Source organism: Pseudomonas wadenswilerensis, assembly GCF_024749185.1.
Classification (GTDB): Bacteria; Pseudomonadota; Gammaproteobacteria; order Pseudomonadales; family Pseudomonadaceae; genus Aquipseudomonas; species Aquipseudomonas wadenswilerensis.
Window position 1 is genome coordinate 4,012,250 of sequence record NZ_CP087191.1, and the last position, 22,411, is coordinate 4,034,660.

The following is a 22,411-nucleotide window of genomic DNA, read 5'->3' on the forward strand; positions in this document are numbered from 1 at the left end:
GGCTCAGGGCAGTTCGCTCTCGACCCGGTCGCGGCCAGCCTGCTTGGCCGCGTAAACCCCCGAGTCGGCACGCAGCAGCAAGGCATCGGCGCCCTCCCCCGGGCGCCAGCCGGCCACACCGAAACTCGCCGTGACCACACCGACACCGTCCACCGCCACGCTGCGCAGGCCCTGCCAGAGCTCCATGGCCAGGGTGTAGGCCTGCCCGGCATTGCTGCCCGGGCACAAGACCATGAACTCCTCGCCGCCCAGACGGCAGAACACGTCGGTACGGCGCAGGCGATGATTGATGCGCTGGCACAGGCTGCGCAACACATGATCGCCCACAGCATGGCCGTAGAGGTCGTTGATCCGTTTGAAGTGGTCGATGTCCAGCATGATCACGGCCAGGTCCTGATTGTCGCGCTGGGCCCGCTCGAGCTCGGCTTTGAGCCGCTCCTGAAAGTAACGACGGTTGTGGATGCCGGTCAGCGCGTCGGTCACCGACAGTGCCCGCAGCTCCTCCTCGACGCGTTTCAGATCGGAGATATCCGTCAGGTAGCCATGCCACAAGGTACCGCCCTGATCGGCCGGCTCCGGTGTAGCTTCACCGCGTATCCAGCGCATCCCGGCCACCGGCAGCAGCACTCGGTACTCTTCACGCCAGGGCGTCAGGTGATCGGCGGAATAGCGGATCGAAGCACGCAACTGCGCCAGGTCGTCGGGGTGAATGCGCTCGAACACCGCCGTAGCGTCCTCGCGCAGGCGCTGCGGATCTATCTCGTAGATGTCGCGCAAGCCCTCGCTGGCGTAGCTGAAGCAGGAACTGCCGTCGGGATCGAGGCGAAACTGATAAATGCCGCCAGGCACCTCGGCGCTGAGTTTTTCCAGTAGCCGGTCACGGGCCGCCAGCGCCTCGTGCACGCGCTTGCGTTCAGTCACGTCGATACAAATGGCCAGGTGCCCGACCCACAGGCCGTGCTCGTCGAGCACCGCGGTGACCAGCATATTGGCCAGCAGGTGGCTGCCATCCTTGCGCAACAGGGTCCACTCGCCCGGTTCGCTCTCGCCCTCCTGGACCGTCTCGGCAAACATCGCCTGAGCCGGACTGACCTCACGGCCGTAGCGCTGGCTCAACGCCCGCGCACGCGTCTGCAGCTCCTGCGGCGATATCAGATCTTCAAGGGACAGCTGGCCGATGACCTCAGCACTGTGATAGCCGAGCATGCGTTCGGCACCGGCGTTGAAGGTACTGATCACCCCGCGCAGACTGGTGGCAATGATCGCCACCTGGGTGGCGGCATCCAGCACGCTGCGCAGTTGGCTGTGGGTATCACGCAGGGACTGTTCGCTGACGCGCAACTCGGCGGTACGCTGCTCGACCAGGGTCAAAGCCCGCTGGCGCTGGCCGAACAGGCTGAACAGCAAGGCACTGAGCAACAGGCTGAGCAAGCCGCCGAGCAGCACCACGGCGTTGACCGCCGAGGAGCGGTTGGCGTCCATGAACGCCAGGCTGGGCTGGATATCCAGTTGATAGTCATGATCGGCCAGGCGTAACAGGTGGCTGGCGGCCAGATCAGTGTCGGCGCCTTCATTGCCGGACTGGAACAGCACTTCATGCTGGCCTTGCCCGGACAGGTCGAGAATGCGCACCATCAGGTTGTCCTGGCTCGGGCTGGGCAGACCTTCGGCCATCAACTGCTGCAAGCTGATCACCGCCAATACATAGCCGTCGGGGGACGTTGCAGCGTTGCCCGGGGCAAATACCGGTGCAACCATCAGCACCCCGCGCGCGTAGGCCGGGTCGACATTGGTCAGGTTAAGGGGCGCCGAGACGGCCATGCTGCCCGGTTGCCGGGCGCGATCGAGGGCAGCCTGACGCAGCGGCTGGGACAGCATATCCAGCCCCAACGGCTGGGCCTGGCGGCTCAGGGCCTGGGTGTAGAAAACCGGATAATAGAGCGCCCGTTGCGTAGCGACCTGCAAAGTGCCGGCGTCATCGAGTTCGTAGATTGCAAAGGGTTTGCCCAGGAGCTGCGCCGCACTTTGTTCGAATGCAGCACGCGTCTCGCCAGCCACCCGCGGCGCCCAGGCATAGGCCTGGGTGCGGTACAGCAAGGGCTGGGCATAGCCGTTGAACTCGGCGAGGGTAACGCTGGAGGAGAACACGAAAAAACGGCGCAGGCCATCAAGACGCTGCACCTGATCCTCGAAGCGTTCTTCGATACGGCTGTAACGCTCACTGGCCAGCAGTTCGAAACGTTGCCGCAACTGCTGGCGGTACAGGTCATGGGTCGCCAGCGCCAGCAGCGCTGTCAACAGGCTGCCGGCCACAAACGCCACCCCGGCCACCAGCCAGGCGGAAACCTCTTCGCTGACAAAGCCGAGCATCTTCGGACGAGCGGCGTGCATCGACATAGAAAGCACTCAAAACGCCAGCGTCCAGCGGATCGCAGGCTCTGATTGAGTTATAGCCATTAGCCATTAACGAAGCAATCATCGCCCGCGACAATCAGCCGATCAGCGCGCCTGAATTTTCCATGCCCGGTGAATCTTGCTGTTACGGGCAAAATCCGGGTCCAGGGTCTGGGCGGTGATCTCTTCCACGGCATAGCGTTCAGCCAGGTTTTCGTCGAGCTGGAACTTGCGGAAGTTGTTCGAGAAGTACAGCACACCGCCCGGCGCCAGACGCGCTACGGCCAGGTCGAGCAACTCGACATGATCGCGCTGCACGTCGAACACCCCTTCCATGCGCTTGGAGTTGGAGAAGGTCGGCGGGTCGATGAAGATCAGCTCGTACTCGTCGCGACAGGCTTGCAACCAGGCCATGACATCGCCCTGCTCCAGGCGGTTCTTGTCCGAGAAACCGTTGAGCGACAGGTTGCGCCGCGCCCAGTCCAGGTAGGTTTTCGACAGGTCGACGCTGGTGGTGCTGCGCGCGCCACCCTTGGCCGCATGCACACTGGCGGTGGCGGTGTAGCAGAACAGGTTGAGGAAGCGCTTACCGGCCGCTTCACGCTGAATGCGCAAGCGCATCGGACGGTGATCGAGGAACAGGCCGGTGTCCAGGTAATCAGTGAGGTTGACCAACAGTTTGACGCCGCCCTCCTGCACCTCCAGGAACTGGCCCTGGGTGCTTTGGCGCTCGTACTGGCGGGTACCGGTCTGGCGCTCGCGGCGCTTGACCACCACCCGGCTCTGGTCGATGCCCAGGGCTTGCGGAATCGCTGCCAGGGCGTCGAACAGACGCGCCTGGGCTTTCTCCGGGTCGATCGAACGTGGCGCGGCGTATTCCTGCACGTGCACCCAATCCTGATACAGGTCGATGGCCAGGGCGTACTCGGGCATGTCGGCATCGTACAGGCGATAACAGCTGACGTTGTCGCGCTTGGCCCACTTGCCCAATTGCTTGAGGTTCTTTTGCAGGCGGTTGGCGAACATCTGCCCGCCTTCGCTCAAACGAGCCGGCTCGCTGGCCACGGCTGCGGGTGAACGCTGCTCGGCAGCTTCGCCGTTGCGCTCCGGCTGACGGCGCTCGCCGGTAACAAACTGGTCCGGCTGGACCTTGATCAGCAGCAGCTTGCACGGCAAGGCGCCGTTCCAGAAAGCGTATTGCTTGTGGCTACGGATACCCATGCGCTTGCCCAGGTCCGGCGCGCCAGTGAACACCGCCGCTTCCCAGTTCAGGCAGGCCTGGCGCAGACGCTCGCCAAGATTCTGGTAGAGGTACAACAGGCTGGCTTCATCGCCCAGGCGCTCGCCGTATGGCGGGTTGCAGATCACCAGGCCTTTCTGGTTCTGGTCCGGGCGCGGCTCGAAGCTGCCGACTTCGCCCTGGTAGATCTTCACCCAGTCGCTCAGGCCTGCGCGCTCAACGTTGTTGCGCCCCGGCTGGATCAAGCGCGGGTCGGCTTCATAACCACGGATCCACAGCGGTGGACGGGCCAGGCCAGCTTCGGCGCGGGCCAGCGCTTCATCATGGAGTTTGCGCCACAGTGCTGGCACGTGGCCGAGCCAGGCGCTGAAACCCCAACGTTCGCGGCGCAGGTTCGGTGCGATATCGGCGGCGATCATTGCCGCTTCGACCAGGAAGGTCCCGACACCGCACATCGGGTCGGCCAGGGCACCGCCTTCGGAAGCAATACGTGGCCAGCCGGCACGGATCAATATCGCCGCCGCGAGGTTTTCCTTCAGTGGCGCGGCGCCTTGCTGCAGGCGGTAACCGCGCTGGTGCAGGCTGTGGCCGGACAGGTCCAGAGACAGGATCGCCTCACCGCGTTCCAGGCGCAGGTGCACGCGCAGGTCAGGGTTGAGCTTGTCCACCGACGGGCGTTCGCCGCTGCTGGTGCGCAGTTTGTCGACGATCGCGTCCTTGACCTTCAAGGCGCCGAAATGGGTGTTGTCGATACCCGAGCCGTGGCCGCTGAACTCAACTGCCAGCGAACCGCTGGCTTCCAGGTGATCCTGCCACTCGACTTCATTGACGCCGTCGTAGAGATCGTCGGCGTTTTTCATGTTGAAGCGCTTGAGCACCAGCAGCACGCGGTTGCCCAGGCGCGACCACAGGCACAGCCGGTAGGCGGTTTCCATGTCGGCGCTGCCGCGAATCGCCGAAGTGTGCTCGCGCACTTCTTCCAGGCCGAGGCCGCGGGCTTCTTCGGCAAGCAGGCCTTCAAGGCCTTTGGGACAGGTGAGGTAAAGTTCGAAACGGTCCGACATGGGGTATCCAGAGCCTTGAGCAATAAAGTGGAAAGGCAAGCGCATCGCCCTTCCGATGTTTAATCGAACGCCTTTCCACAGCGTTCGAGTGGCGCTCTTTTAGCGCCGGGCCGCCCGCCAATCTGACTTTTGCCATGGGCTGAAAAGTCTTTGATTGCCGGGCAGAATGAAAAATTCAGGCAAAAAACCGGGGAAAATGACCCTTCGTCGTTTTACCTTCGTTGTTACAAATTATCACATAGCGATGGCCAGATGACTTCGCTATAGAGCAAACCCTGATCATAGCGGGCTTTGCGTCAGATCCTAATCAGACGCATTTATTTACTTATCCTCTGACCCTATGAAAGGTTACGTCCTTATGACAAAACGATCATTCACACTGTGTCGTGCATTGGTTAGAACTGGTCTCAGGTTGTCACCGCAACGGGGCAACACTTCCGCTCGCGACGCCGGCAGCGAGCGCAAACCGGCAGAACGATTCTGCCCGACCTTCTAGAGGTCGACGGGACATTACAGTCAACAAGTGAGGGCAACACCCTATGAGAAGACTTAAGCGTGATCCGTTGGAACGAGCATTTTCACGTGGCTACCAATATGGGGTCACCGGCAAATCCCGCGAGCTTTGCCCTTTTACTCTACCGTCTGTACGCCAGGCATGGATCAATGGCTGGCGCGAAGGACGCGGCGACAACTGGGACGGTATGACCGGCACTGCGGGTATCCATAGACTCAACGAACTTCACGCCGTTGGCTGAACGAGGAACTGAATCCGATTACCATGCGCGCCCCATCCGGGCGGCGGGCTAAGGCCCAGGGGCCCCTTGAGGGGGCCCTTTTTTATGCCTGCGGTTTCAGCGCGGCATGGCAGCGATGGCGTCCACCGCCTCGCGGATCAGGGCCGGGCCCTTGTAGATGAACCCCGAGTAGATCTGTACCAGGCTGGCACCGGCGGCAATTTTCTGCGCCGCATGCTTGCCTTCGGTAATCCCGCCTGCGGCAATGATCGGCAACTTGCCGCCCAGCTCGCCGGCCAGCACCTTGACGATATGCGTGCTCTTTTCCAGCACCGGCGCACCCGACAGGCCACCGGCCTCGTCGCCATGCAGCAGGCCCTCGACGCCTTCACGGCCGAGGGTGGTGTTGGTGGCGATCACCGCGTCCATGCCCGATTCGACCAGGGCTGAGGCGACCAGCACGGTTTCTTCATCGCTCATGTCCGGGGCGATCTTGATTGCCAGCGGCACATGCTTGCCGCGTTCGGTCACCAATTGCGAGCGGCGCTCGGCCAGGGCATCGAGCAGTTGCTTGAGCGAGTCGCCGAACTGCAGGCTGCGCAGGCCCGGGGTGTTCGGCGAGCTGACGTTGACGGTGATGTAGCTGGCCTGGTCGTAGACCTTGTCGAGGCAGATCAGGTAGTCGTCTACCGCGCGCTCGACCGGGGTGTCGAAGTTCTTGCCGATGTTGATGCCGAGGATGCCGCGGTATTTGGCTGCACGCACACGGTTGAGCAGGTTGTCGACACCCAGGTTGTTGAAGCCCATGCGGTTGATGATCGCCTCGGCTTCCGGCAGGCGGAACAGGCGCGGCTTGGGGTTGCCTGGCTGCGGACGCGGGGTGACGGTACCGATCTCGACAAAACCGAAACCCAGCTGGGCGAAGCCGTCGATGGCCGCGCCGTTTTTGTCCAGACCCGCCGCCAGTCCGACCGGGTTGGCGAAGTTCAGGCCCATGACAGTGACCGGCAAGGAGGCCGGCGCCTTGGTCAGCAGCCCGTTGAGGCCCAGGCGGCCACCGGCGCCGATCAGGTCCAGGGACAGGTCATGGGAAGTCTCCGGGGAGAGCTTGAACAGCAACTGGCGGGCCAGGGTATACATGGGCGGCGTGAACTCGGGTGGCGGCGAAGGGTTGGCGATTATAGCCGGGTGACCACCACTTCGGCGAGTTCGCCGGGTTGCAGGGCGTGGCTTTGATAGAACGGAGTCAGGATATACGTGGCCAGCAGCGCTCCTGCAAGGACACCGGAGCACTGTCAGCACCTTGGTGCAGCGCGTGAATCTGGCGCGGTGCAAGGCCGGCAATGGAATCGATAGCCATTGATGCAAATACTCCTGAATGAGTGACCAACCACCGGGACGATCAACGAGCTGCCTGGATGATCGCCATGTCGATGTCCTTGAAGCCCTTGACCGTATTGGTCTGCGCATTGCGAAATACGGTGTAGGAAGAGAATGCCGCCTGATACGCGGCCAGCAATGTCGGGTCGGAAGCATCGGCCTGCAAGTCTTCCAGCGCTTTATCCAGGGCTTCTTTCAACCCCTGCGCGCCCTGCTCGAAGGCATCTGCCTGACGCCCGAGAAAATCATCATGAAACTGGACCGGATCTGAAATGCTGCGCATGGTTCAACTGCCTGTATGGGAGGAATGAAATTGCCAGGAGGTAGACGAGGATTTGATGTACCCCTGCTCGCCCGCCTGGTATGAAAGACCCTTGAGCCGGTCGTCCTGAAGGACGATGGAAAAGTGCACAAAGCCCGAGCCCCATTGCTGCTCGAATCGGCGAATGAAGCGCCGGGTCGCTTCCAGCTGGCTGTCCTGCAAGTTGCCCTCGATGCGCAAGGCAACACTGCCCGACTGGTCACTGCGCCGAAACGGCACACCCAGCTGACGCAGGCCGGCAAGCGCTTGATCGATGCTTGCGCTGTCGTCCTGCAGCCGAAATTCGAGGTGCCCGGCGTAGGGAGCAAGCCGTAGCAATTGCTGCTCGAGACGGCTCTTCAGGGGTTGCTCCGGCAGTGTGCCGGCAAGCACCAGCAACGGCCGCTGCGGCTCGCTCAGGTCGAGCAGCCGGATCGCCAGCCCAGGTTCCAACGCCCGCAGTTGCTGCTCCAGCCGTTGCTGTTCCTGGGCCATCACGATGACCGCGACACCGCCCAACTGATGACGCATCAGGACCTGACGATTCCAGGCTGCTTCGCGTAGCGAGTCGACCAGCACGTAGAGCAACTGATCGCGCCCTTGCAACACTTGCGCCTGAGCGCTGACCAGCGCCGTGACACTGCGCTGCTGTGCCGAAACGGTACGGTCCGGCAGCGACCAGACGCCCAACGAAACCACTAGCAGGCACAACGCAAACCCAGCGCTGGTGACGCGCAACGAGCCAAGCCGTTTTTTCCCGTTGCCCGACCCCGTAGCGGCGTCTTGCACATTCCATTCTTGTGAACTCAAGCGAAACGCAACCTGCAATCCACCGATCTGCTGCTGTTGCTGCAAAGGCCAGAGCTGCCATGACGCTGATGGAGGTTGCAACGGCCTTACCCGCACCGATTGCCTCGCCTCGCCGAGCATGACCTCGAAACTGCACCCGCCCGTCTCCAGCAGTATGAACAACGCCTGCCCGGTGGCGGCAGCCAGCCCGTCAGCCGTCCCGACAATCACCCGGGTCGGGCCTGGGCCGGCTGCCAGGCTGAACTCGCAACCGGCCATAGGGCCATTGAACACGCGCATGACACAGGAATCTATCGAGGTCTCTTGCATACCAGCACTCTAGAAAAACGTGACCAAGCACGAACAGAGCAAAGCCTAAGAGAGCTGGCGCCTGCGATCCTGATGAGAATCTGATGATTGCCAGGCATCTGCTGCCAGTATCGGGAAATTCGCTTCGAGAAAAGCCAGCAACTGGCCCAGCACCTGTTGCTGGCACCCGGCGAACCGTCGGCAATCCACTATCCGGTGATCATGTCCCCTGACCAGTTCAACCGCCAGTTGGTGGTAACCATCGGTATCGACGCAATAACCACACAGGTAGTAACCCGGTGCCAAGCATTCGATCAGGTCGATGGCTTCCAGGGGGGTTGCACACAGGCTGGCCACCGACAGAGACAACAGTTCGACGCGCCGCTGCAAGGCGTTGCGCACCACACCCTTGATGGTTTCGTTGAGTACCAGCGACTCGAGTGGCTGCCCGCCGCGCAACGGCAGGATGGCCAGGGTAGGCAACCCCGGGCAACCGGCGAGCGCGTTGGGCATGTGTTGCACCGGGCAAGTGAACCGATAGCCCTGGCCGTAAACGGTGACAATGAAATGGCGACGGTCCTTGAGCAACTTGCGCAATACGCAGATGCAGCGTGTCAGCGACTCTTCAGCGGTATCCAGGCCTGGCCAGACAGCGTCCAGCAAGCTGTCCTTGGATACCAGTGTACCGGCATTGGCCAGCAGCAGACGCAGGACCTGGCGTTCCTTGGGCGGCAGGTGCTGGCCCTGTTCGTCGTGCCACAGCACACCATCGGGGCACAGGCGCCAGCCCTCGAATGCGTAGGTGACAGTGTCGGGAGGGGTGTAAAAGGCGGTCATCGGGGCGGGGCCTGTCATTATTGTTCGAATGCCCTGCAAGCACCCCGTGGGCTACTCGCAGGCCAATGACTATAAGAATTCCTTCCCGGCAAAAATGTAGGCATAAGGGTACGGACGCACCAAAGCAAATCCGTAGGACGACGTAGGACTATTCAGCTAAACACCCTTGCAATGCCTGCTGAACCGTTCGAATCACGTCACCAACACAGCGCCAGTGCCTGACCGCCTCAGGGTCCAGCCGCTGGTGGAAGCACTCATTGAGTGCCTCGGCCATCTCGACGATGTTCAGCGAATCACAGCCCAGGTCATGCACCAGGTCGGCCTCGCGCGTCACCTGCCCGGCATCGACACCCAGGCAGGTCATCAGTACGGCGATGACCTGCTGCTCCAGTGGCGAACTCACCAGGTACTCATGTGCTTGAGCATGTCGGCGAACTGGCTCAGGTGTGCCGACAGGGTCCTGTTGAAGTTGTCGTGATAGCTGTTAGCGTTGGAATACTTCTGCCCCAAGGACTGCAACTGGTTTTTCATCCGCTCCTCCTGTGCGTTGAAGCCCGATTGCCAGACCTGAAACCTGGCGGGGTCCCAGGTCACAAACCTGTTTGGCGTTCCCTCCTTGAGCTCTCTGAGCGGCCCCAAGTCCATTACCACGGCATAGCCGCCGCTGGGTGACCTTTGCACGGTGTCGGGCGGCAGGCCCAGGGCCAGCTGCCATTTTATGGCGTCTTGCTGACTGGCCGCAGGCCTGCCCGGTGCCGGGAACAGGATGGCGGCACTGTTGGGCAATGAAAACTCCCGCTGTAATTCATTGAATGCCGCATGGAACAGGTCACCGCTGAAGTAAATATCTTTCCCCTCATTGCCGGCGGCGACCCAATCCCACATTTCGCTGGTCACGTTGCTGGTAAATGCCGCAAAAAAAATCTGATAGGCATCGAGGATATGAGTGTAAGCGCCCAGGTACTGATCCTTGATGATGCCAATCAGGTCAATCAACTTGTCAAAGAACTCGTTTGCCGCCATCGGCGTGTCTTGCAGCTCCGCAGGAAGGTCCTTGTTGATAGCCTCGGCCATTTTCTGCAGGTGCTGATCCGCTCGCAGACGGCCAGCCTCGGCAAGCGTTGCCGTGCAACACTCCACCGTACTGGCAAACACATGAACCTCCTGCTGGACAAAACTCAACCTGATGCGTTGGGTCACTTCCTCGGCGGCATTCAGTTCCGTTGCCAATTGATGCTGCAGCGCCTGATGGGCATGTTCCAATAGCTGCACACTCGCCAAGCGTCCCGGCACACCGTTTTTTGACAAAGGCGCGGGCATTGGCGCAGCGTGCAGCACCTCGAAAGCAAGCGTTTCAGGCGCGTGCGAGTGCTCGCTACTCAGGGGATGGTGCGGCGTACTGTTAATTGCGATGCTCATGCTGCCCCCATTTTATTTTATGGCCGACGCATTGGCGCGCGATTGCAACAACTGCAGGACCATGTCCATCAGCTTGTTGAGCAAGCTGGTATCAGGTAGATATGCCCATCGAGGATCGAGCGGATTTCCTCGGCCAGTGGATCGGGCTCGTCGTCGCTTTCCAGCAGCACCGTGTAGAACGCCGTGATACTGCCGCTGGCCGTCACCCCCGGGCGCTCCAGCAGGCGCGGCAAGGCTTCGAACACCGAGGCCGGATAACCGCGCCGCGCCGGTGCTTCACCGGCGGCCAGGGCCAGGTCGCGACGGGCGCGGGCATAGCGGCTCAACGAATCGATCAGCAGCACCACACGCTGGCCGCGGTCGCGGAAATACTCGGCGACACTGGTGGCCACCAGGGCCGCGTTACAGCGATCGACCGCGGCGCTGTCGGAGCTGGCCTGTACCACCACGCTGCGGCTACTGCGCGCCGAACCGCGCAGGCGCTGGACGAACTCCGCGACTTCGCGGCCACGCTCGCCGATCAGGCCGATGACGAACACGTCCGCCTCGCTGTGCTCCACCAGCATGTCGAGCAAAGAGGTCTTGCCGGTACCGGCCGCCGCAAAAATACCCACCCGCTGACCGACGCCGCAGGTCAGCAGGGTGTCAATCACGCGGATCGCCGTGTCCAGGCGCTGGCTGACCGGACGGCGCTGGCTATAGTGCGGTGGTGGGGTGTCCAGAGCATAGTGGTAAACCGGCAGGCCCTGGGCCGGCGCCAGGCGCTCGACCACCTGCCCGCGGGCATCCAGTACGGCGCCGAGCAGATCATCGCCACAGTAAAGGTGCATCGGTGCCCCCGTGGCCATTACCAGTGACTGGCGCGACAACCCCTGCGCCTCGCCCAGCAGGCTCAGCAGCGCCACTTCGGCATTGAAGCCGATCACCTGCGCCCAGGCTCGCGGCGCGGGATCACGCCAGTGCTGGTAGACCTCGCACAGCTCGCCGATGGCCACTCCGGCCAACGGTACTTCCAGCAAGGGCCCGAGCGAGCGGCGCGGGTGCGCGCCGTGACGCGCCAGCTGCATCAGCCTCATCGCAGCACGAGCGCCCGCAACTGCAGGAGCACATCGAAAAACGCCTCCAGGGCCAGGGCAAAAGCCTGAATACTGCTGTACGCCTGATCGGCCAGCAGCATGCGCAACTCCAGGCTGTCGCCCTGGCCGAACAGCTGCAGCTGCTGGTTACGCGCATGGACATTGGGACGCATCATCAACTGCAAAATGGCTTCGGCGTGGCGGCCAAGCAACGTCGGGGTCAGCGGCAGAGCCACCGACGAGAACCAGATATCCCCTTGCACCTCGCTGACACTGATGTCGGGCAGTTCGTTGAGCAGTCGCTCGATACGGCTGTCGCCACCATCGCTACGACGCAGCGTGCCGCGCAACAGGTTTGCGATATCAACAGTTGCCATACCTACTCCTAGAGTGTCTTGATCACATTGACCGAAATGTTCTCGGCGACTTCAGCGAAGGACATCACGTCCAGCTCCCTGAAGCGGCCATCAATCAGCTTCTTGATGTAGCGCCGGACATCCACCGAACACAGCAGCACCAGGTCCTTGTGCGGGATGTACAGGTCGCTCAGGCCCGCACCGACGCGATCGAGCAGCTCTTCGACCTGGGCCGCATCAAGGTTGACGAAATTGCCTGCCGAGGTCTGGCGCACGGCCGAACGCACCACCTCCTCGAACTCGGCACCGAGCAACAGCACGTTGAGCGTGTCCTGCCGAGCGAACTTGTTGCTGATGTAGCGGGCCAGCGCGCCGCGGACATGTTCGACCAGGGCCAGGGTGTCCTTCTCGCGCGAGGCCCAGTGCGCCAGGGTTTCCATCACCAGCTTCATGTTGCGCACCGAAATGCGCTCTGCAACCAGCCGTTGCAGCACTTCACTGATCTTCTGCACGGTGACGTAGCGGTAGACTTCCTTGAGCAGGTCGGGGTACTGCTTTTCCAGTTCATCGAGCAGGTTCTTGGTTTCCTGGACGCCAAAGAACTCCTGGATATTGCGCACCAGCACCACCGCCAGACTGTGATAGAGCTCCTGCTGGGCGGCCCGCAACGGATAACCGAGAGCGGCGATGGCCTGGCTCTGGCTGTCGGCGACCCACAGGCTTTCGACTTTATTACTGTCGTGCCCGCGCTTGATCTCGATCCCCGAGTCCTGCAACTGCTCAGCGAAATCGAGCAAGCGGTGATACTCGAAGAACAGGTCAAACTGGTCGGCGCGCACTTCGTTGATCAGGATAGTGACCTGGTGCTCGGGCAAGGTCTGCGCCGCCCGCAGGTGCGGCAGCGGAACACGCAAGCCGTAGTCGATGAAGAACTGGCTGCGCAAGCGCTCGGTGAAACGTGCCTGCTGCAATTCGGCCAGCCGGGTTGACGGGACCAGCAACAGCAGTGGCAGGGTTTCGGTGTTCAGGTTGTCGATATCAACCAACCCCTGTGCCGATCCTGTGTCGTCAGCGGGCTGGGGGCTTGCGCCCTCTCCCGTCACAACCTGCTGCGCCCGGCGGCGCCGGCGCCAGAGCACAGCGACCAGGGTAATGGCAATGAACACGAACACCGCCAGCGGAAAACCCGGCAGCAAACCGACGCCCAGCGCCAGCAAGGCACTGACGCCAAGCACGAAGGGGTTGCCGAGCACCTGGCTGAGCATGTTGCGCCCCAGGTTCTGCTCGTCACCGTTGACGCGGGTGACAATGAACCCGGCACCGATGGCAATCAGCAACGCGGGAATCTGCGCCACCAGGCCATCACCGATGGTCAGCAGGGTGAAGGTCGACAGCGCCGTGGACAGGTCCATGCCCAACTGCCCGACACCAATGGCAATGCCACCAATGAAGTTGACGAAGATAATCACGATGCCGGCGATGGCGTCGCCCTTGATGAACTTCATGGCACCATCGAACGAGCCATACAGCTGGCTTTCACGCTCCAGCTCGCTACGCTTGGCCCGCGCCTGGGCGGCGTCGATGGCGCCGGCCTTGAGGTCGCCATCAATGCTCATCTGCTTACCCGGCATGCCATCCAGGGAAAAGCGCGCGGCAACTTCCGCCACCCGCTCCGAGCCTTTGGTTATCACGATGAACTGGACAATGGTGACGATCGAGAAAATAACGAAGCCCACCACCAGGTTCTCGCCAATCACGAACTCGCCAAACGAGGCGATGATCTCGCCAGCATCGGCCTGGGTCAGGATCAGTCGGCTGGTGCTGATCGACAGGGCCAGGCGAAACAGAGTGGTCAGCAGCAACAGGGCCGGAAAGGTCGAGTAACTGAGAATGCGCTCGATATAGAACGAGCCCATGAAAATCAACAAGGACAGGACGATGTTCAGGCCGATCAAAAAGTCCACCAGCACCGTCGGCAGGGGAATGATCAGCATGGCGATGATCATGACCATCAACGCCAGAATCAGCAGTTCCGGACGCGCGGCGAGCCTGGCCAGCCAGAGGTTCAGCACTGCCATGGGGTCACCCTCGCAACGCCGACGGCAGGCCGTGACGGTGACGCTGCAACAGCACTTCAGCAGCGAAACTGCTGTCGGCCAGGTGCTCGAAACGCTCAGCCAGATACAGCAAGGCATGCTCTTCGCTGAACAGTTGCTCCGGCAACGTCAGGCAGGCCCGGCGCACGCACTGCAAGAGGCCGGCGCGGGCAACCGCATCGACCTGCAGCAAATACGGGCCGAGCGCCTGCTGCAGTAATTCATCCAGTGCATGGGGGTAGCGCAGAACGCCGAGCAGCAGGACCAGCCAGTCCAGCTCGCTGACCGCGAAGCGCCCGAGTAACGCGCCAACGAAACTGCGATCGGCCGAGCGTAACCGTTTCAACTGCCCGAGCAGAATCAGCAGCGGGCCGAACTCGTGCAGGCTGCAACTGGGGTCCTGGCCCTGGATATCAGTCAGCAGGCTTTCTTCTAGAAAGCTCAGGACGCTGTGGCGGTGCTCGGCCCCATACAATCCGATCCACTGTTCATAGTGATCGGCAGCCTCGCCGTCGGACTCAAGAAAGTCCCGGTAGTTTTCTCGCAGGGCACCGGCGCGCACGGCCATGCGGCGCCCATAAAGCCGCGCCTTGAGCGCGGTGTTGATGCCCGCTTGCAGACGTTTGGGGCAGGCCCGCTCGCGCAATGCCTGCTCCAGTTGCAGCAGGCGCTTGCGGGTTTCATTTGGCAAGTCGGACTGGCGCAACAACAGACCGAGGATCAGCGCCAGGTCACTGTCATCGGCAAACAGCCGCGTCGCTTCCTGCAGCAGCAGCCTCAGAGGCAATTGCAGGTCCGCCGCCAGGGCCTGGAGTTGGCGCGCCTTGGGCGGGGCGTCGTCTTCGAGCACGCGCTCGAACAACTCGCTGGCCGACTCGTTTTTGAGCTCGAACTGGCGGCGGCGAAACTGCGCCATGACCTGGGCCAGGTCATCACTGCTTTGCACTGCATGCTGCAACAGGTTATTACGCGGATCCTGGCTGTCATCCTGTGTTTCGGCCGTCGGCGCCTGGCTCTCGGCCGCCAGCTCCCGGCTCAGCCGTGCCTGCGCGGCACGCCCGCTCAGATGGGGTAAACCGGTTATCACAGCGACACCGCGCGCAGGAAGGCCTTGCGCAAGCGCTCGTGCTGTTCGGCTTCGAACAGCTCCTGCTTCAGGCTCTGCGGGTCGAAGGCCAGGGCCTCGCCAATTTCCCGCGGCTGAATGAGAAACACCCGCACGGTGTTGGACGAGCGCTCCAGACGGTAGCTGAACAACCGGCCGATCCAGGGCAAGGCGCCGAGCACTGGAACCCTGCCGACCTGCTCGGCGCTTTCATCGCGGCTGAAGCCACCGACCAACAGGCTTTTGCCTTGGGGTACGCGGGCTACGGTGCTGATCCGCGTGCGGCCGACCGTCGGCAATACTGTATCAGTACGGCGTGACTCCACCTCGTTACCATCTTCGATGTTCAGCGACATCTCGATTTCATCGCCCAAGGCAAAGCGTGGTAGCACGCTGACCAGGGTGCCATAGGTGACATGCTGCAGATCGACACTGCGCTCGCCAACCAACGGCGCATAGAAGGTGCGGTTGTTATCGAAGATCGCCGGGACGTTTTCCTGGGTCAGGATTACCGGCCGTGCCACCACATTGGCCAGGTCGCCACGGGCCAGGGCCGAAACCCGGGCGATGAACGACAGACCATCGAGGGTGGTGGCCGAGCCACCGTTGAGCGAGATGGAGAACTGCGTTCCGATGTTGACCTGCCCCTGCCAATCGATACCCAGCTGCTCCAGCGCCTCTTTCTGCAGATCGATGATCCACAGCGACAGCTCGACATGGCGCTTGGGCGTATCCAGCGCCTCGACCAGGTTTTCGATGAAACGCACCTGCTCGGGCAAGCCCTTGACCAGCAAACTGTTGGTATCCGGGTAGGCGACCACACGAATGTTCGCCGCGGCCATTTGCTCCGCGGGCAGGCGCACGCCCTCCCAGGCGTCCTCGATCAACTGCTCGTTCAGCGTCGAGGTCAGCATGCCCGGCGCCTGCTCGACTGAGCCGGGCTCGCCTCGCAGATCGACCCGGGCTTTTTCGTCGCGCAGCAGGTTTTCGATGACGCTGGCAATGCCCGGGATGCTGACAGACTGATCGCGCAGCTCATAGCGGCGATCCCCCACAAAGGTATTAAGCAGGTGAATCACCCCGACCTGCTGGCGCCCCAGCAGGATCTGCGACGGCTCCTGATCAACCATGGCCGCCGAGCGCTGGACCAGCTCGACATAGATCGGCGGCCCCGAGACATAAAACGTGCGCCGGCCATCGCCACGCAGTGGGTAGCGGCCATCAAGCAGGCCGGAGCGACGCAAGAAGGCGCGCAGGCTGTCAACGCTGGTGTTCTGCAACGAGACCACCGCGCTCTTGAGTTCGGCGCTGTCATACAGGTAGATCGCCTGGCCGTCGCTGTACCAGATCAGGCCCATCTGCCGCACCACGCGATCAAACACCTGTTGCGCCGAGGTCATGGCGAAATCACCGGAGATACGCTTGCCGGCAGCCGCCTTGCTGACGATGATCGGCTTGCCCAGCGGCTCAGAGAGGGCGACGAAGAAACTGCGCAGGCTTTCTTCCCGCGCCCGGTAGCTGTCCGCATGCGCCATGGCGCTGTGAAACAGGCACAGCAGCAGGGTGCAGCACCAGATCAGCCCACGGCTGTCGAAACGCGCCACCCCGGTCATGGACGCAGGGTCCCGATGATATCGCCCAACTGGCTGGGCGCCACCCCCAGCAGCTCACGCACCTCCCGCGAAAAGTGCGAGGACGAACAGTACCCCTGATTCTGCGCGACTTCAGTCAACGAGCGCCCTTCACGGATGCTTTCCAGCAATGCCCGCGCTACCCTCCAACCGCGCAGAGCCGGCTTGGTCGCCCCGCCCAATGCCTGATGGCACAAGCGGCGAAAGTGCGACACCGACACGCCATAACGCCGGGCCAGCATCTGCAGGCTGTCCTGGCCAGTACCTTGCTCGAGCAGATAGCGGACCAACCAGTATTCCTCGCTGTTGCGCAAGGCTGTGGCAAAGCGTTCGAAGCCGAGGCTCGCAGCCAGCGCTTGCTGGATGTACCAGGACTCAAGCAGCTGGGTATCCCGGATCACATCAAATGCCAACGGCAAGCAGGCAGCCGCGGAGCTGGTCACGGGCTGGTGCTGCGCGACCTCGCCCTGGTCAATGAACACCTGCAGCCTGGTCAGGGACTGGCAGCGGACGACTCGAAGATCTGCCGGCAGGCCATTGAACCGACTGTGAGCGGTAATCGCCAGCAACCCCTGCCAACCTGGCGCCACGCTCGATTGCGTTACCCCCTGCTGCCAGCGCAGCGGATGACGGCCAACCGTTACGTGCCAGACCCCTTCGGCCAGGTACTCGTTCAGTTCAAGTGACAGGAGCGGCTGAGACACCATGGCCTCCTTGGGCATCGACAGGTGGAAAGCTCGCCACAGTGCGCCAGCGCAGCCCGGCAATCCTGATGGAAAGCTGATGGGCCCTGGCACAGGCCTTGCTCCAGAAGCACAACACACAGGAGAACTTCACAGATGCCGAGCGCCAATCCGCTGGCCTGGGTCCATGGCAGTGACGCACCGGAGAAACCGCTACTGGAGCTGGGCTTCATGGCGCTTACCGATTGCGCCCCGCTGGTGGTCGCCGCTACCCAGGGCTTCGCCCAAACCTACGGCCTGAGCCTGAACCTCAGGCGCCAGAGCTCCTGGGCCAGCCTGCGCGACAAACTGCTCAACGGCCAACTGGACGCCGCCCACAGCCTGTACGGCCTGATCTACGCCCTACAACTGGGCATCGACGCCAGCGGCGCCACCGACATGGCCGTGCTGATGGGCCTGAACCAGAACGGTCAGGCCATCAACCTGTCGCCGGCCCTGCTGCGCCATGGCGTGACCAGTGGTGAAGCACTGCGGCGCTTCGTGCACCAAAGCGGGACAAAACTCACCTTTGCCCAGACCTTTCCCACTGGCACTCATGCCATGTGGCTGTATTACTGGCTGGCCAGCCACGGTATCCATCCACTACACGACGTCCACAGCGTCGTGGTGCCACCCGCGCAGATGCTGGCTCACCTGCAGGCCGGACGCATCGATGGTTTCTGCGTCGGTGAACCCTGGTCGGCGGGCGCCGTCGAACAGGCGCAGGGCTTTACCCTGGCCACCAGCCAATCGATCTGGCCCGACCATCCGGAAAAGGTGCTGGGCTGCACCCGGGCCTTCGTCGAGCAGCACCCGAACACTGCCAGGGCCTTGGTCATGGCGGTATTGGCCGCCAGTCGCTTTATCGAACAGAGCTGCGAGAATCGCCGCAACACCGCGCAACTGCTCAGCGGCAAGGCCTATCTCGACGCCCCGTTGACCCACATCGAGCCACGCCTGCTGGGCCATTATCAGGACGGGCTGGGTAACCAATGGCAGGATCCGCACGCCTTGCACGTGCACGATGACGGGCGGGCCAACCTGCCCTACCTGTCCGACGGCATGTGGTTCATGACCCAGTTCCGGCGCTGGGGCCTGCTGCGCGACGACCCCGACTACCTCGGCGTCGCCCGTGCGGTTCAGCAACGCGCGTTGTACCGCGATGCGGCCACAGCGATTGGCGTGCCCTGTGCCGATACGCAAATGCGCAGCAGCCAACTGATCGATGGCCGCCACTGGGACGGCAGCGATCCTGGCGCATATGCCCGCAGTTTCTCTTTGCATGCGCTGGCCGAAATGCCTGCTGCACTCACCCGCCCCTGAAGGAGACGCAAGCATGCTGCGAATCCTGTTGATCGACGACACCGCGAAAAAAGTCGGTCGCCTCAAGGCCGCCCTGGTCCAGGCCGGCTTCGAGGTGATCGAAGAGTCGGGCCTGACCATCGACCTGCCGGCGCGCGTCGAAACGGTGCATCCGGACGTGGTGCTGATCGATACCGAGTCACCGGGCCGTGATGTCATGGAGCAGGTGGTACTGGTCAGCCGCGACCGGCCGCGGCCGATCGTCATGTTCACTGACGAGCACGACCCCGGCGTGATGCGCCAGGCCATCCAGGCCGGGGTCAGCGCCTACATCGTCGAAGGCATCCAGGCCACGCGGCTGCAGCCGATCCTTGACGTGGCCATGGCCCGCTTTGAAAGCGACCAGGCGCTCAAGGCCCAGCTGCAGGCCCGCGACCAGCAACTGGTGGAGCGCAAGCGGATCGAACTGGCCAAGGGCCTGTTGATGAAAATGAAGGACTGCAACGAAGAACAGGCCTACACCCTGATGCGCCGCCAGGCCATGAGCAAGCAACAAAAGCTGATCCAGGTGGCCGAGCAGATCATTGCCATGAGCGATTTGCTCGGCTGAGAGATTGTGGCCCGGCTCTTGCTATCACCAGAGGACAGGTAGCCAACGGCGGTTGCCCCCTTCACGACAAAGACGTCGCACCCCCACTCGCGCAAGCGGGTCGGGTGGCGACGTCTTTTTCGTTTCCGTCCCTGTTCAACGAGGTGTTCGATGAATACGAGTTTCTGGAAGTCCGGGCATGTCCCCACCCTGTTCGCCGCCTTTCTGTATTTCGACCTGAGCTTCATGGTCTGGTACCTGCTTGGCCCGCTGGCGGTGCAGATCGCCGCCGACCTGCAACTGACCACCCAGCAGCGGGGGCTGATGGTGGCTACGCCGATCCTTGCCGGGGCGATCCTGCGCTTTGTCATGGGCCTGCTGGTGGACCGGCTGTCACCCAAGACTGCCGGGCTGATCGGCCAGGTGATTGTCATCGTCGCGCTGTTCTGTGCCTGGCGCCTGGGTATCCACAGCTACGAACAGGCCTTGTTGCTCGGGGTATTCCTCGGCGTTGCCGGGGCCTCGTTTGCCGTTTCGCTGCCGCTGGCCTCGCAGTGGTACCCGGCGCAGCACCAGGGCAAGGCCATGGGCATCGCCGGCGCCGGCAACTCCGGTACCGTGTTCGCCGCCCTGCTGGCTCCGGCCCTGGCCGCAGGCTTTGGCTGGAACAACGTGTTCGGCTTCGCCGTGATCCCGCTGCTGCTGACCCTGGTGCTGTTCAGCCTGCTGGCGCGCAATGCCCCCGAACGGCCCAAGCCCAAAGCCCTGGCCGATTACCTCAAGGCCCTGGGCGACCGTGACAGCTGGTGGTTCATGTTCTTCTACAGCGTCACCTTCGGCGGCTTCATTGGCCTGGCCAGTGCCCTGCCCGGCTACTTCAACGACCAGTACGGCCTGAGCCCGGTGACCGCCGGCTACTACACCGCCGCCTGCGTATTCGCCGGTAGCCTGATGCGCCCGTTGGGTGGCGCCCTGGCTGATCGCTTCGGCGGTATCCGCACCTTGCTGGCGATGTACAGCGTCGCCGCCATCTGCATTGCCGCCGTCGGCTTCAACCTGCCCAGCGCGGTGGCTGCCCTGGCCCTGTTCGTCAGCGCCATGCTCGGCCTGGGTGCCGGCAACGGCGCGGTGTTCCAGCTGGTGCCGCAGCGCTTTCGCCAGGAAATCGGCGTGATGACCGGACTGATCGGCATGGCCGGCGGCATCGGCGGCTTCCTGCTCGCCGCGGGCCTGGGGACGATCAAGCAACACACCGGCGACTATCAGTTGGGCCTATGGCTATTCGCCAGCCTCGGCATCCTTGCCTGGTTCGGTCTGCACGGCGTCAAGCAGCGCTGGCGCACCACCTGGGGTTCGGCGGCGGTGACCGCGGCGCGGGTCTGAGGATTACCCCATGAACCTGCAACTGAGCTTTGCCCAGGCCAGCGCCAGCGGCCCCCGGGAGGAAAACCAGGACGCCCTGCGCCTAGTGACCCCCAACCCGGAACTGGCCGCCAGCAAAGGCTACCTGTTCGCTCTCGCCGATGGTGTCAGCCAGTGCGCCGACGGTGGCCTGGCGGCGCGGGCGAGCCTGCAGGCGCTGGCCCTGGACTACTACGCCACGCCGCCCACCTGGGGCGTGGCCCAGGCCCTGGACCGCCTGCTGCTGGCGCAAAACCGCTGGTTGCGCGCTAACGGCGGCGGCCAGCCGTTGCTGACCACCCTCAGCGCCCTGGTGTTGCGCGGGCGACGCTTCACCCTGGCGCATGTCGGCGACTGCCGGATCTACCGCTGGGCGGCAGGGCAACTGCAACGCATCAGCGAAGATCACGTCTGGGACCAACCGGGCATGCAGCACGTGCTCAAGCGCGCCCTGGGCCTGGACCAGCACCTGCAGGTCGACTATCTGGAAGGCGACCTGCAGAGCGGCGAATGCTTCGTACTGCTCAGCGATGGCGTCTGGGCCAGCCTCAGCGAAGCGCAGATCAGGGCTGTGCTGCGTGAACAGATCGACCTGCAGGATGCCGCCCAGACCCTGGTGAGCTCAGCCCACCACAGCGGCAGCCAGGACAACGCCAGCGCGCTACTGGTACGGGTCGAGCAACTGGGTGCCAGCAACCTTGGCGATTCCCTGGCGCAACTGCAACAGTGGCCGTTGCCGGTCGCCCTGCGCAGCGGGCAGTTGATTGACGGCTGGCGGGTCGAACAACAGTTGGGCCACAGCCGCCAATCCTTGCTGTACCGCGTACTGGACCATCAGCAACAGGCATGGCTGCTGAAAACCCTGCCTGCCGAGCGCAAGGACGAACCCGGTGCGCAGCAAGCCCTGCTGCTCGAAGAATGGTTCATGCGCAGGGTGGCCGGACGCTATTTCCCCGAAGTGCACCCGGCCAGCCAGCGTCAGCACCTGTACTACCTGATGCGTGAATACCCGGGCCAGACCCTGGCGCAGCTTTTCGCCCGCAACGGCCCTTTGCCGCTGGCCCAATGGCAGTCACTGGCCCAGCAACTGCTGCAGGCGGTGGGCCTGCTGCACCGGCGCAATATCCTCCATCGGGACATCAAGCCGGAGAACCTGCACCTGGGCGATGACGGTCAACTGCGCCTGCTGGATTTCGGCCTGGCCTTCTGCCCGGGGCTCTCCGAAGACCGCGCCCATGAGCTGCCAGGCACGCCATCGTTCATTGCCCCCGAAGCCTTCGAAGGCACGCCGCCCAGCGCGCAGCAAGACCTGTACAGCGTTGGCGTGACGCTGTTCTACCTGCTCACCGGCCACTACCCCTATGGCGAAATCGAGGCTTTCCAGCGCCCGCGCTTCACCCAGGCGGGCAGCGCCGCACGTTATCGCCCAGACCTGCCGGAATGGCTCGAACACAACCTCGCCCAGGCGCTGGTGGCCGATCCACAGCAACGCTTTGAAACCGCCGAGCAATGGCTGTTGCTGCTTGAACAAGGCGAACGCCAGCCATTGAGTGTACGCCCGCGGCCACTGCTTGAACGCGAACCGCTGAAGGTCTGGCGCGGCCTGGCGCTGCTGTCCTTGTTACTCAACCTGATCCTGCTGATCAGCCTGCTAAAAGGCTGACGG

At 62.8% G+C, this 22,411-nt stretch carries 18 protein-coding genes and 1 pseudogene; 5 read left to right on the forward strand and 14 right to left on the reverse strand.

Going from position 1 to position 22,411, the window contains the following annotated elements:
* Window positions 1-3: 3 nt before the first annotated feature.
* Together LOY45_RS18345 and rlmKL are read right to left on the reverse strand one after the other, a co-directional pair.
* On the reverse strand, window positions 4-2,397 hold the full coding sequence (locus LOY45_RS18345; RefSeq protein WP_233674036.1) for a sensor domain-containing diguanylate cyclase: 2,394 nt from the start codon (window positions 2,395-2,397) through the stop codon (window positions 4-6).
* A gap of 102 nt (window positions 2,398-2,499) precedes the next feature.
* Window positions 2,500-4,698 carry a bifunctional 23S rRNA (guanine(2069)-N(7))-methyltransferase RlmK/23S rRNA (guanine(2445)-N(2))-methyltransferase RlmL gene (gene rlmKL / locus LOY45_RS18350; RefSeq protein ID WP_258578138.1) on the reverse strand — a complete coding sequence of 733 codons (2,199 nt, stop codon included), beginning with the start codon at window positions 4,696-4,698 and terminating at the stop codon, window positions 2,500-2,502.
* A 539-nt stretch (window positions 4,699-5,237) separates the two neighbouring features.
* On the opposite strand from rlmKL, the gene rmf reads away from it, so the two are divergent.
* Window positions 5,238-5,453 (forward strand): ribosome modulation factor, encoded by a 216-nt coding sequence (rmf, locus tag LOY45_RS18355; protein WP_010223328.1) that lies wholly within the window; start codon window positions 5,238-5,240, stop codon window positions 5,451-5,453.
* A 96-nt stretch (window positions 5,454-5,549) separates the two neighbouring features.
* Here rmf and LOY45_RS18360 read toward each other — a convergent pair whose 3' ends face one another.
* From LOY45_RS18360 to LOY45_RS18415, 12 genes and pseudogenes are all read right to left on the reverse strand, one after another.
* Window positions 5,550-6,572, reverse strand: a complete 1,023-nt coding sequence (locus LOY45_RS18360) for a quinone-dependent dihydroorotate dehydrogenase (protein WP_134061881.1) — start codon at window positions 6,570-6,572, stop codon at window positions 5,550-5,552.
* A gap of 262 nt (window positions 6,573-6,834) precedes the next feature.
* Window positions 6,835-7,095: a type III secretion system needle filament subunit SctF gene (sctF, locus tag LOY45_RS18365; protein WP_115086034.1), complete on the reverse strand. Its 261-nt coding sequence runs from the start codon at window positions 7,093-7,095 to the stop codon at window positions 6,835-6,837.
* Window positions 7,096-7,098: 3 nt separating this feature from the next.
* Window positions 7,099-8,232 carry a PrgH/EprH family type III secretion apparatus protein gene (locus LOY45_RS18370; protein WP_258578139.1) on the reverse strand — a complete coding sequence of 378 codons (1,134 nt, stop codon included), beginning with the start codon at window positions 8,230-8,232 and terminating at the stop codon, window positions 7,099-7,101.
* Between the two features lie 45 nt (window positions 8,233-8,277).
* Window positions 8,278-9,048, reverse strand: coding sequence for a winged helix-turn-helix domain-containing protein (locus LOY45_RS18375; protein ID WP_233674041.1), 771 nt, complete (start codon window positions 9,046-9,048; stop codon window positions 8,278-8,280).
* 148 nt (window positions 9,049-9,196) lie between these two features.
* Complete coding sequence (locus LOY45_RS18380; protein WP_258578140.1) at window positions 9,197-9,451, reverse strand: acyl carrier protein; 255 nt, start codon at window positions 9,449-9,451, stop codon at window positions 9,197-9,199.
* Window positions 9,448-10,467 carry an IpaD/SipD/SspD family type III secretion system needle tip protein gene (locus LOY45_RS18385; protein WP_258578141.1) on the reverse strand — a complete coding sequence of 340 codons (1,020 nt, stop codon included), beginning with the start codon at window positions 10,465-10,467 and terminating at the stop codon, window positions 9,448-9,450. The genes LOY45_RS18380 and LOY45_RS18385 overlap by 4 nt, the downstream gene beginning before the upstream one ends.
* A 92-nt stretch (window positions 10,468-10,559) precedes the next feature.
* Window positions 10,560-11,543, reverse strand: a pseudogene (locus LOY45_RS18390) (EscN/YscN/HrcN family type III secretion system ATPase); the annotation flags it as partial.
* On the reverse strand, window positions 11,540-11,920 hold the full coding sequence (locus LOY45_RS18395) for a type III secretion system chaperone family protein (RefSeq protein ID WP_233674055.1): 381 nt from the start codon (window positions 11,918-11,920) through the stop codon (window positions 11,540-11,542). The pseudogene LOY45_RS18390 and the gene LOY45_RS18395, both read right to left, overlap by 4 nt.
* Before the next feature lie 8 nt (window positions 11,921-11,928).
* Window positions 11,929-13,977, reverse strand: a complete 2,049-nt coding sequence (locus LOY45_RS18400) for an EscV/YscV/HrcV family type III secretion system export apparatus protein (protein ID WP_258578142.1) — start codon at window positions 13,975-13,977, stop codon at window positions 11,929-11,931.
* A gap of 4 nt (window positions 13,978-13,981) precedes the next feature.
* Window positions 13,982-15,082, reverse strand: a complete 1,101-nt coding sequence (gene sctW, locus LOY45_RS18405) for a type III secretion system gatekeeper subunit SctW (RefSeq protein ID WP_258578143.1) — start codon at window positions 15,080-15,082, stop codon at window positions 13,982-13,984.
* Entirely contained in the window at window positions 15,079-16,713 is a 1,635-nt protein-coding gene (sctC, locus tag LOY45_RS18410; protein ID WP_420832703.1) for a type III secretion system outer membrane ring subunit SctC, read from the reverse strand. Before sctC ends, sctW begins: the two co-directional genes overlap by 4 nt.
* Window positions 16,710-17,435 (reverse strand): helix-turn-helix domain-containing protein, encoded by a 726-nt coding sequence (locus tag LOY45_RS18415; protein WP_233674057.1) that lies wholly within the window; start codon window positions 17,433-17,435, stop codon window positions 16,710-16,712. The genes sctC and LOY45_RS18415 overlap by 4 nt, the downstream gene beginning before the upstream one ends.
* 135 nt (window positions 17,436-17,570) lie before the next feature.
* On the opposite strand from LOY45_RS18415, the gene LOY45_RS18420 reads away from it, so the two are divergent.
* The 4 genes from LOY45_RS18420 to LOY45_RS18435 all read left to right on the forward strand — a co-directional run bounded on the left by LOY45_RS18420 (window position 17,571) and on the right by LOY45_RS18435 (window position 22,408).
* Window positions 17,571-18,776 (forward strand): CmpA/NrtA family ABC transporter substrate-binding protein, encoded by a 1,206-nt coding sequence (locus LOY45_RS18420; protein ID WP_134061869.1) that lies wholly within the window; start codon window positions 17,571-17,573, stop codon window positions 18,774-18,776.
* A gap of 13 nt (window positions 18,777-18,789) precedes the next feature.
* Entirely contained in the window at window positions 18,790-19,365 is a 576-nt protein-coding gene (locus LOY45_RS18425; protein ID WP_115086030.1) for an ANTAR domain-containing response regulator, read from the forward strand.
* Window positions 19,366-19,515: 150 nt separating this feature from the next.
* Window positions 19,516-20,727: a nitrate/nitrite transporter gene (locus LOY45_RS18430; protein WP_115086029.1), complete on the forward strand. Its 1,212-nt coding sequence runs from the start codon at window positions 19,516-19,518 to the stop codon at window positions 20,725-20,727.
* Between the two features lie 10 nt (window positions 20,728-20,737).
* Window positions 20,738-22,408: a bifunctional protein-serine/threonine kinase/phosphatase gene (locus tag LOY45_RS18435; protein WP_258578144.1), complete on the forward strand. Its 1,671-nt coding sequence runs from the start codon at window positions 20,738-20,740 to the stop codon at window positions 22,406-22,408.
* Window positions 22,409-22,411: the final 3 nt, after the last annotated feature.

What these genes read in the sequence shown, in the direction of transcription:
- LOY45_RS18395 (WP_233674055.1), bottom strand. Translation starts at nt 11,920, where the DNA reads ATGGCAACTGTTGATATCGCAAACCTGTTGCGCGGCACGCTGCGTCGT.
- LOY45_RS18370 (WP_258578139.1), bottom strand. Translation starts at nt 8,232, where the DNA reads ATGCAAGAGACCTCGATAGATTCCTGTGTCATGCGCGTGTTCAATGGC.
- LOY45_RS18420 (WP_134061869.1), top strand. Translation starts at nt 17,571, where the DNA reads ATGCCGAGCGCCAATCCGCTGGCCTGGGTCCATGGCAGTGACGCACCG.
- LOY45_RS18430 (WP_115086029.1), top strand. Translation starts at nt 19,516, where the DNA reads ATGAATACGAGTTTCTGGAAGTCCGGGCATGTCCCCACCCTGTTCGCC.
- LOY45_RS18345 (WP_233674036.1), bottom strand. Translation starts at nt 2,397, where the DNA reads ATGTCGATGCACGCCGCTCGTCCGAAGATGCTCGGCTTTGTCAGCGAA.
- LOY45_RS18375 (WP_233674041.1), bottom strand. Translation starts at nt 9,048, where the DNA reads ATGACCGCCTTTTACACCCCTCCCGACACTGTCACCTACGCATTCGAG.
- rlmKL (WP_258578138.1), bottom strand. Translation starts at nt 4,698, where the DNA reads ATGTCGGACCGTTTCGAACTTTACCTCACCTGTCCCAAAGGCCTTGAA.
- rmf (WP_010223328.1), top strand. Translation starts at nt 5,238, where the DNA reads ATGAGAAGACTTAAGCGTGATCCGTTGGAACGAGCATTTTCACGTGGC.
- LOY45_RS18425 (WP_115086030.1), top strand. Translation starts at nt 18,790, where the DNA reads ATGCTGCGAATCCTGTTGATCGACGACACCGCGAAAAAAGTCGGTCGC.
- LOY45_RS18435 (WP_258578144.1), top strand. Translation starts at nt 20,738, where the DNA reads ATGAACCTGCAACTGAGCTTTGCCCAGGCCAGCGCCAGCGGCCCCCGG.
- sctC (WP_420832703.1), bottom strand. Translation starts at nt 16,713, where the DNA reads ATGACCGGGGTGGCGCGTTTCGACAGCCGTGGGCTGATCTGGTGCTGC.
- LOY45_RS18360 (WP_134061881.1), bottom strand. Translation starts at nt 6,572, where the DNA reads ATGTATACCCTGGCCCGCCAGTTGCTGTTCAAGCTCTCCCCGGAGACT.
- LOY45_RS18385 (WP_258578141.1), bottom strand. Translation starts at nt 10,467, where the DNA reads ATGAGCATCGCAATTAACAGTACGCCGCACCATCCCCTGAGTAGCGAG.
- sctF (WP_115086034.1), bottom strand. Translation starts at nt 7,095, where the DNA reads ATGCGCAGCATTTCAGATCCGGTCCAGTTTCATGATGATTTTCTCGGG.
- LOY45_RS18400 (WP_258578142.1), bottom strand. Translation starts at nt 13,977, where the DNA reads ATGGCAGTGCTGAACCTCTGGCTGGCCAGGCTCGCCGCGCGTCCGGAA.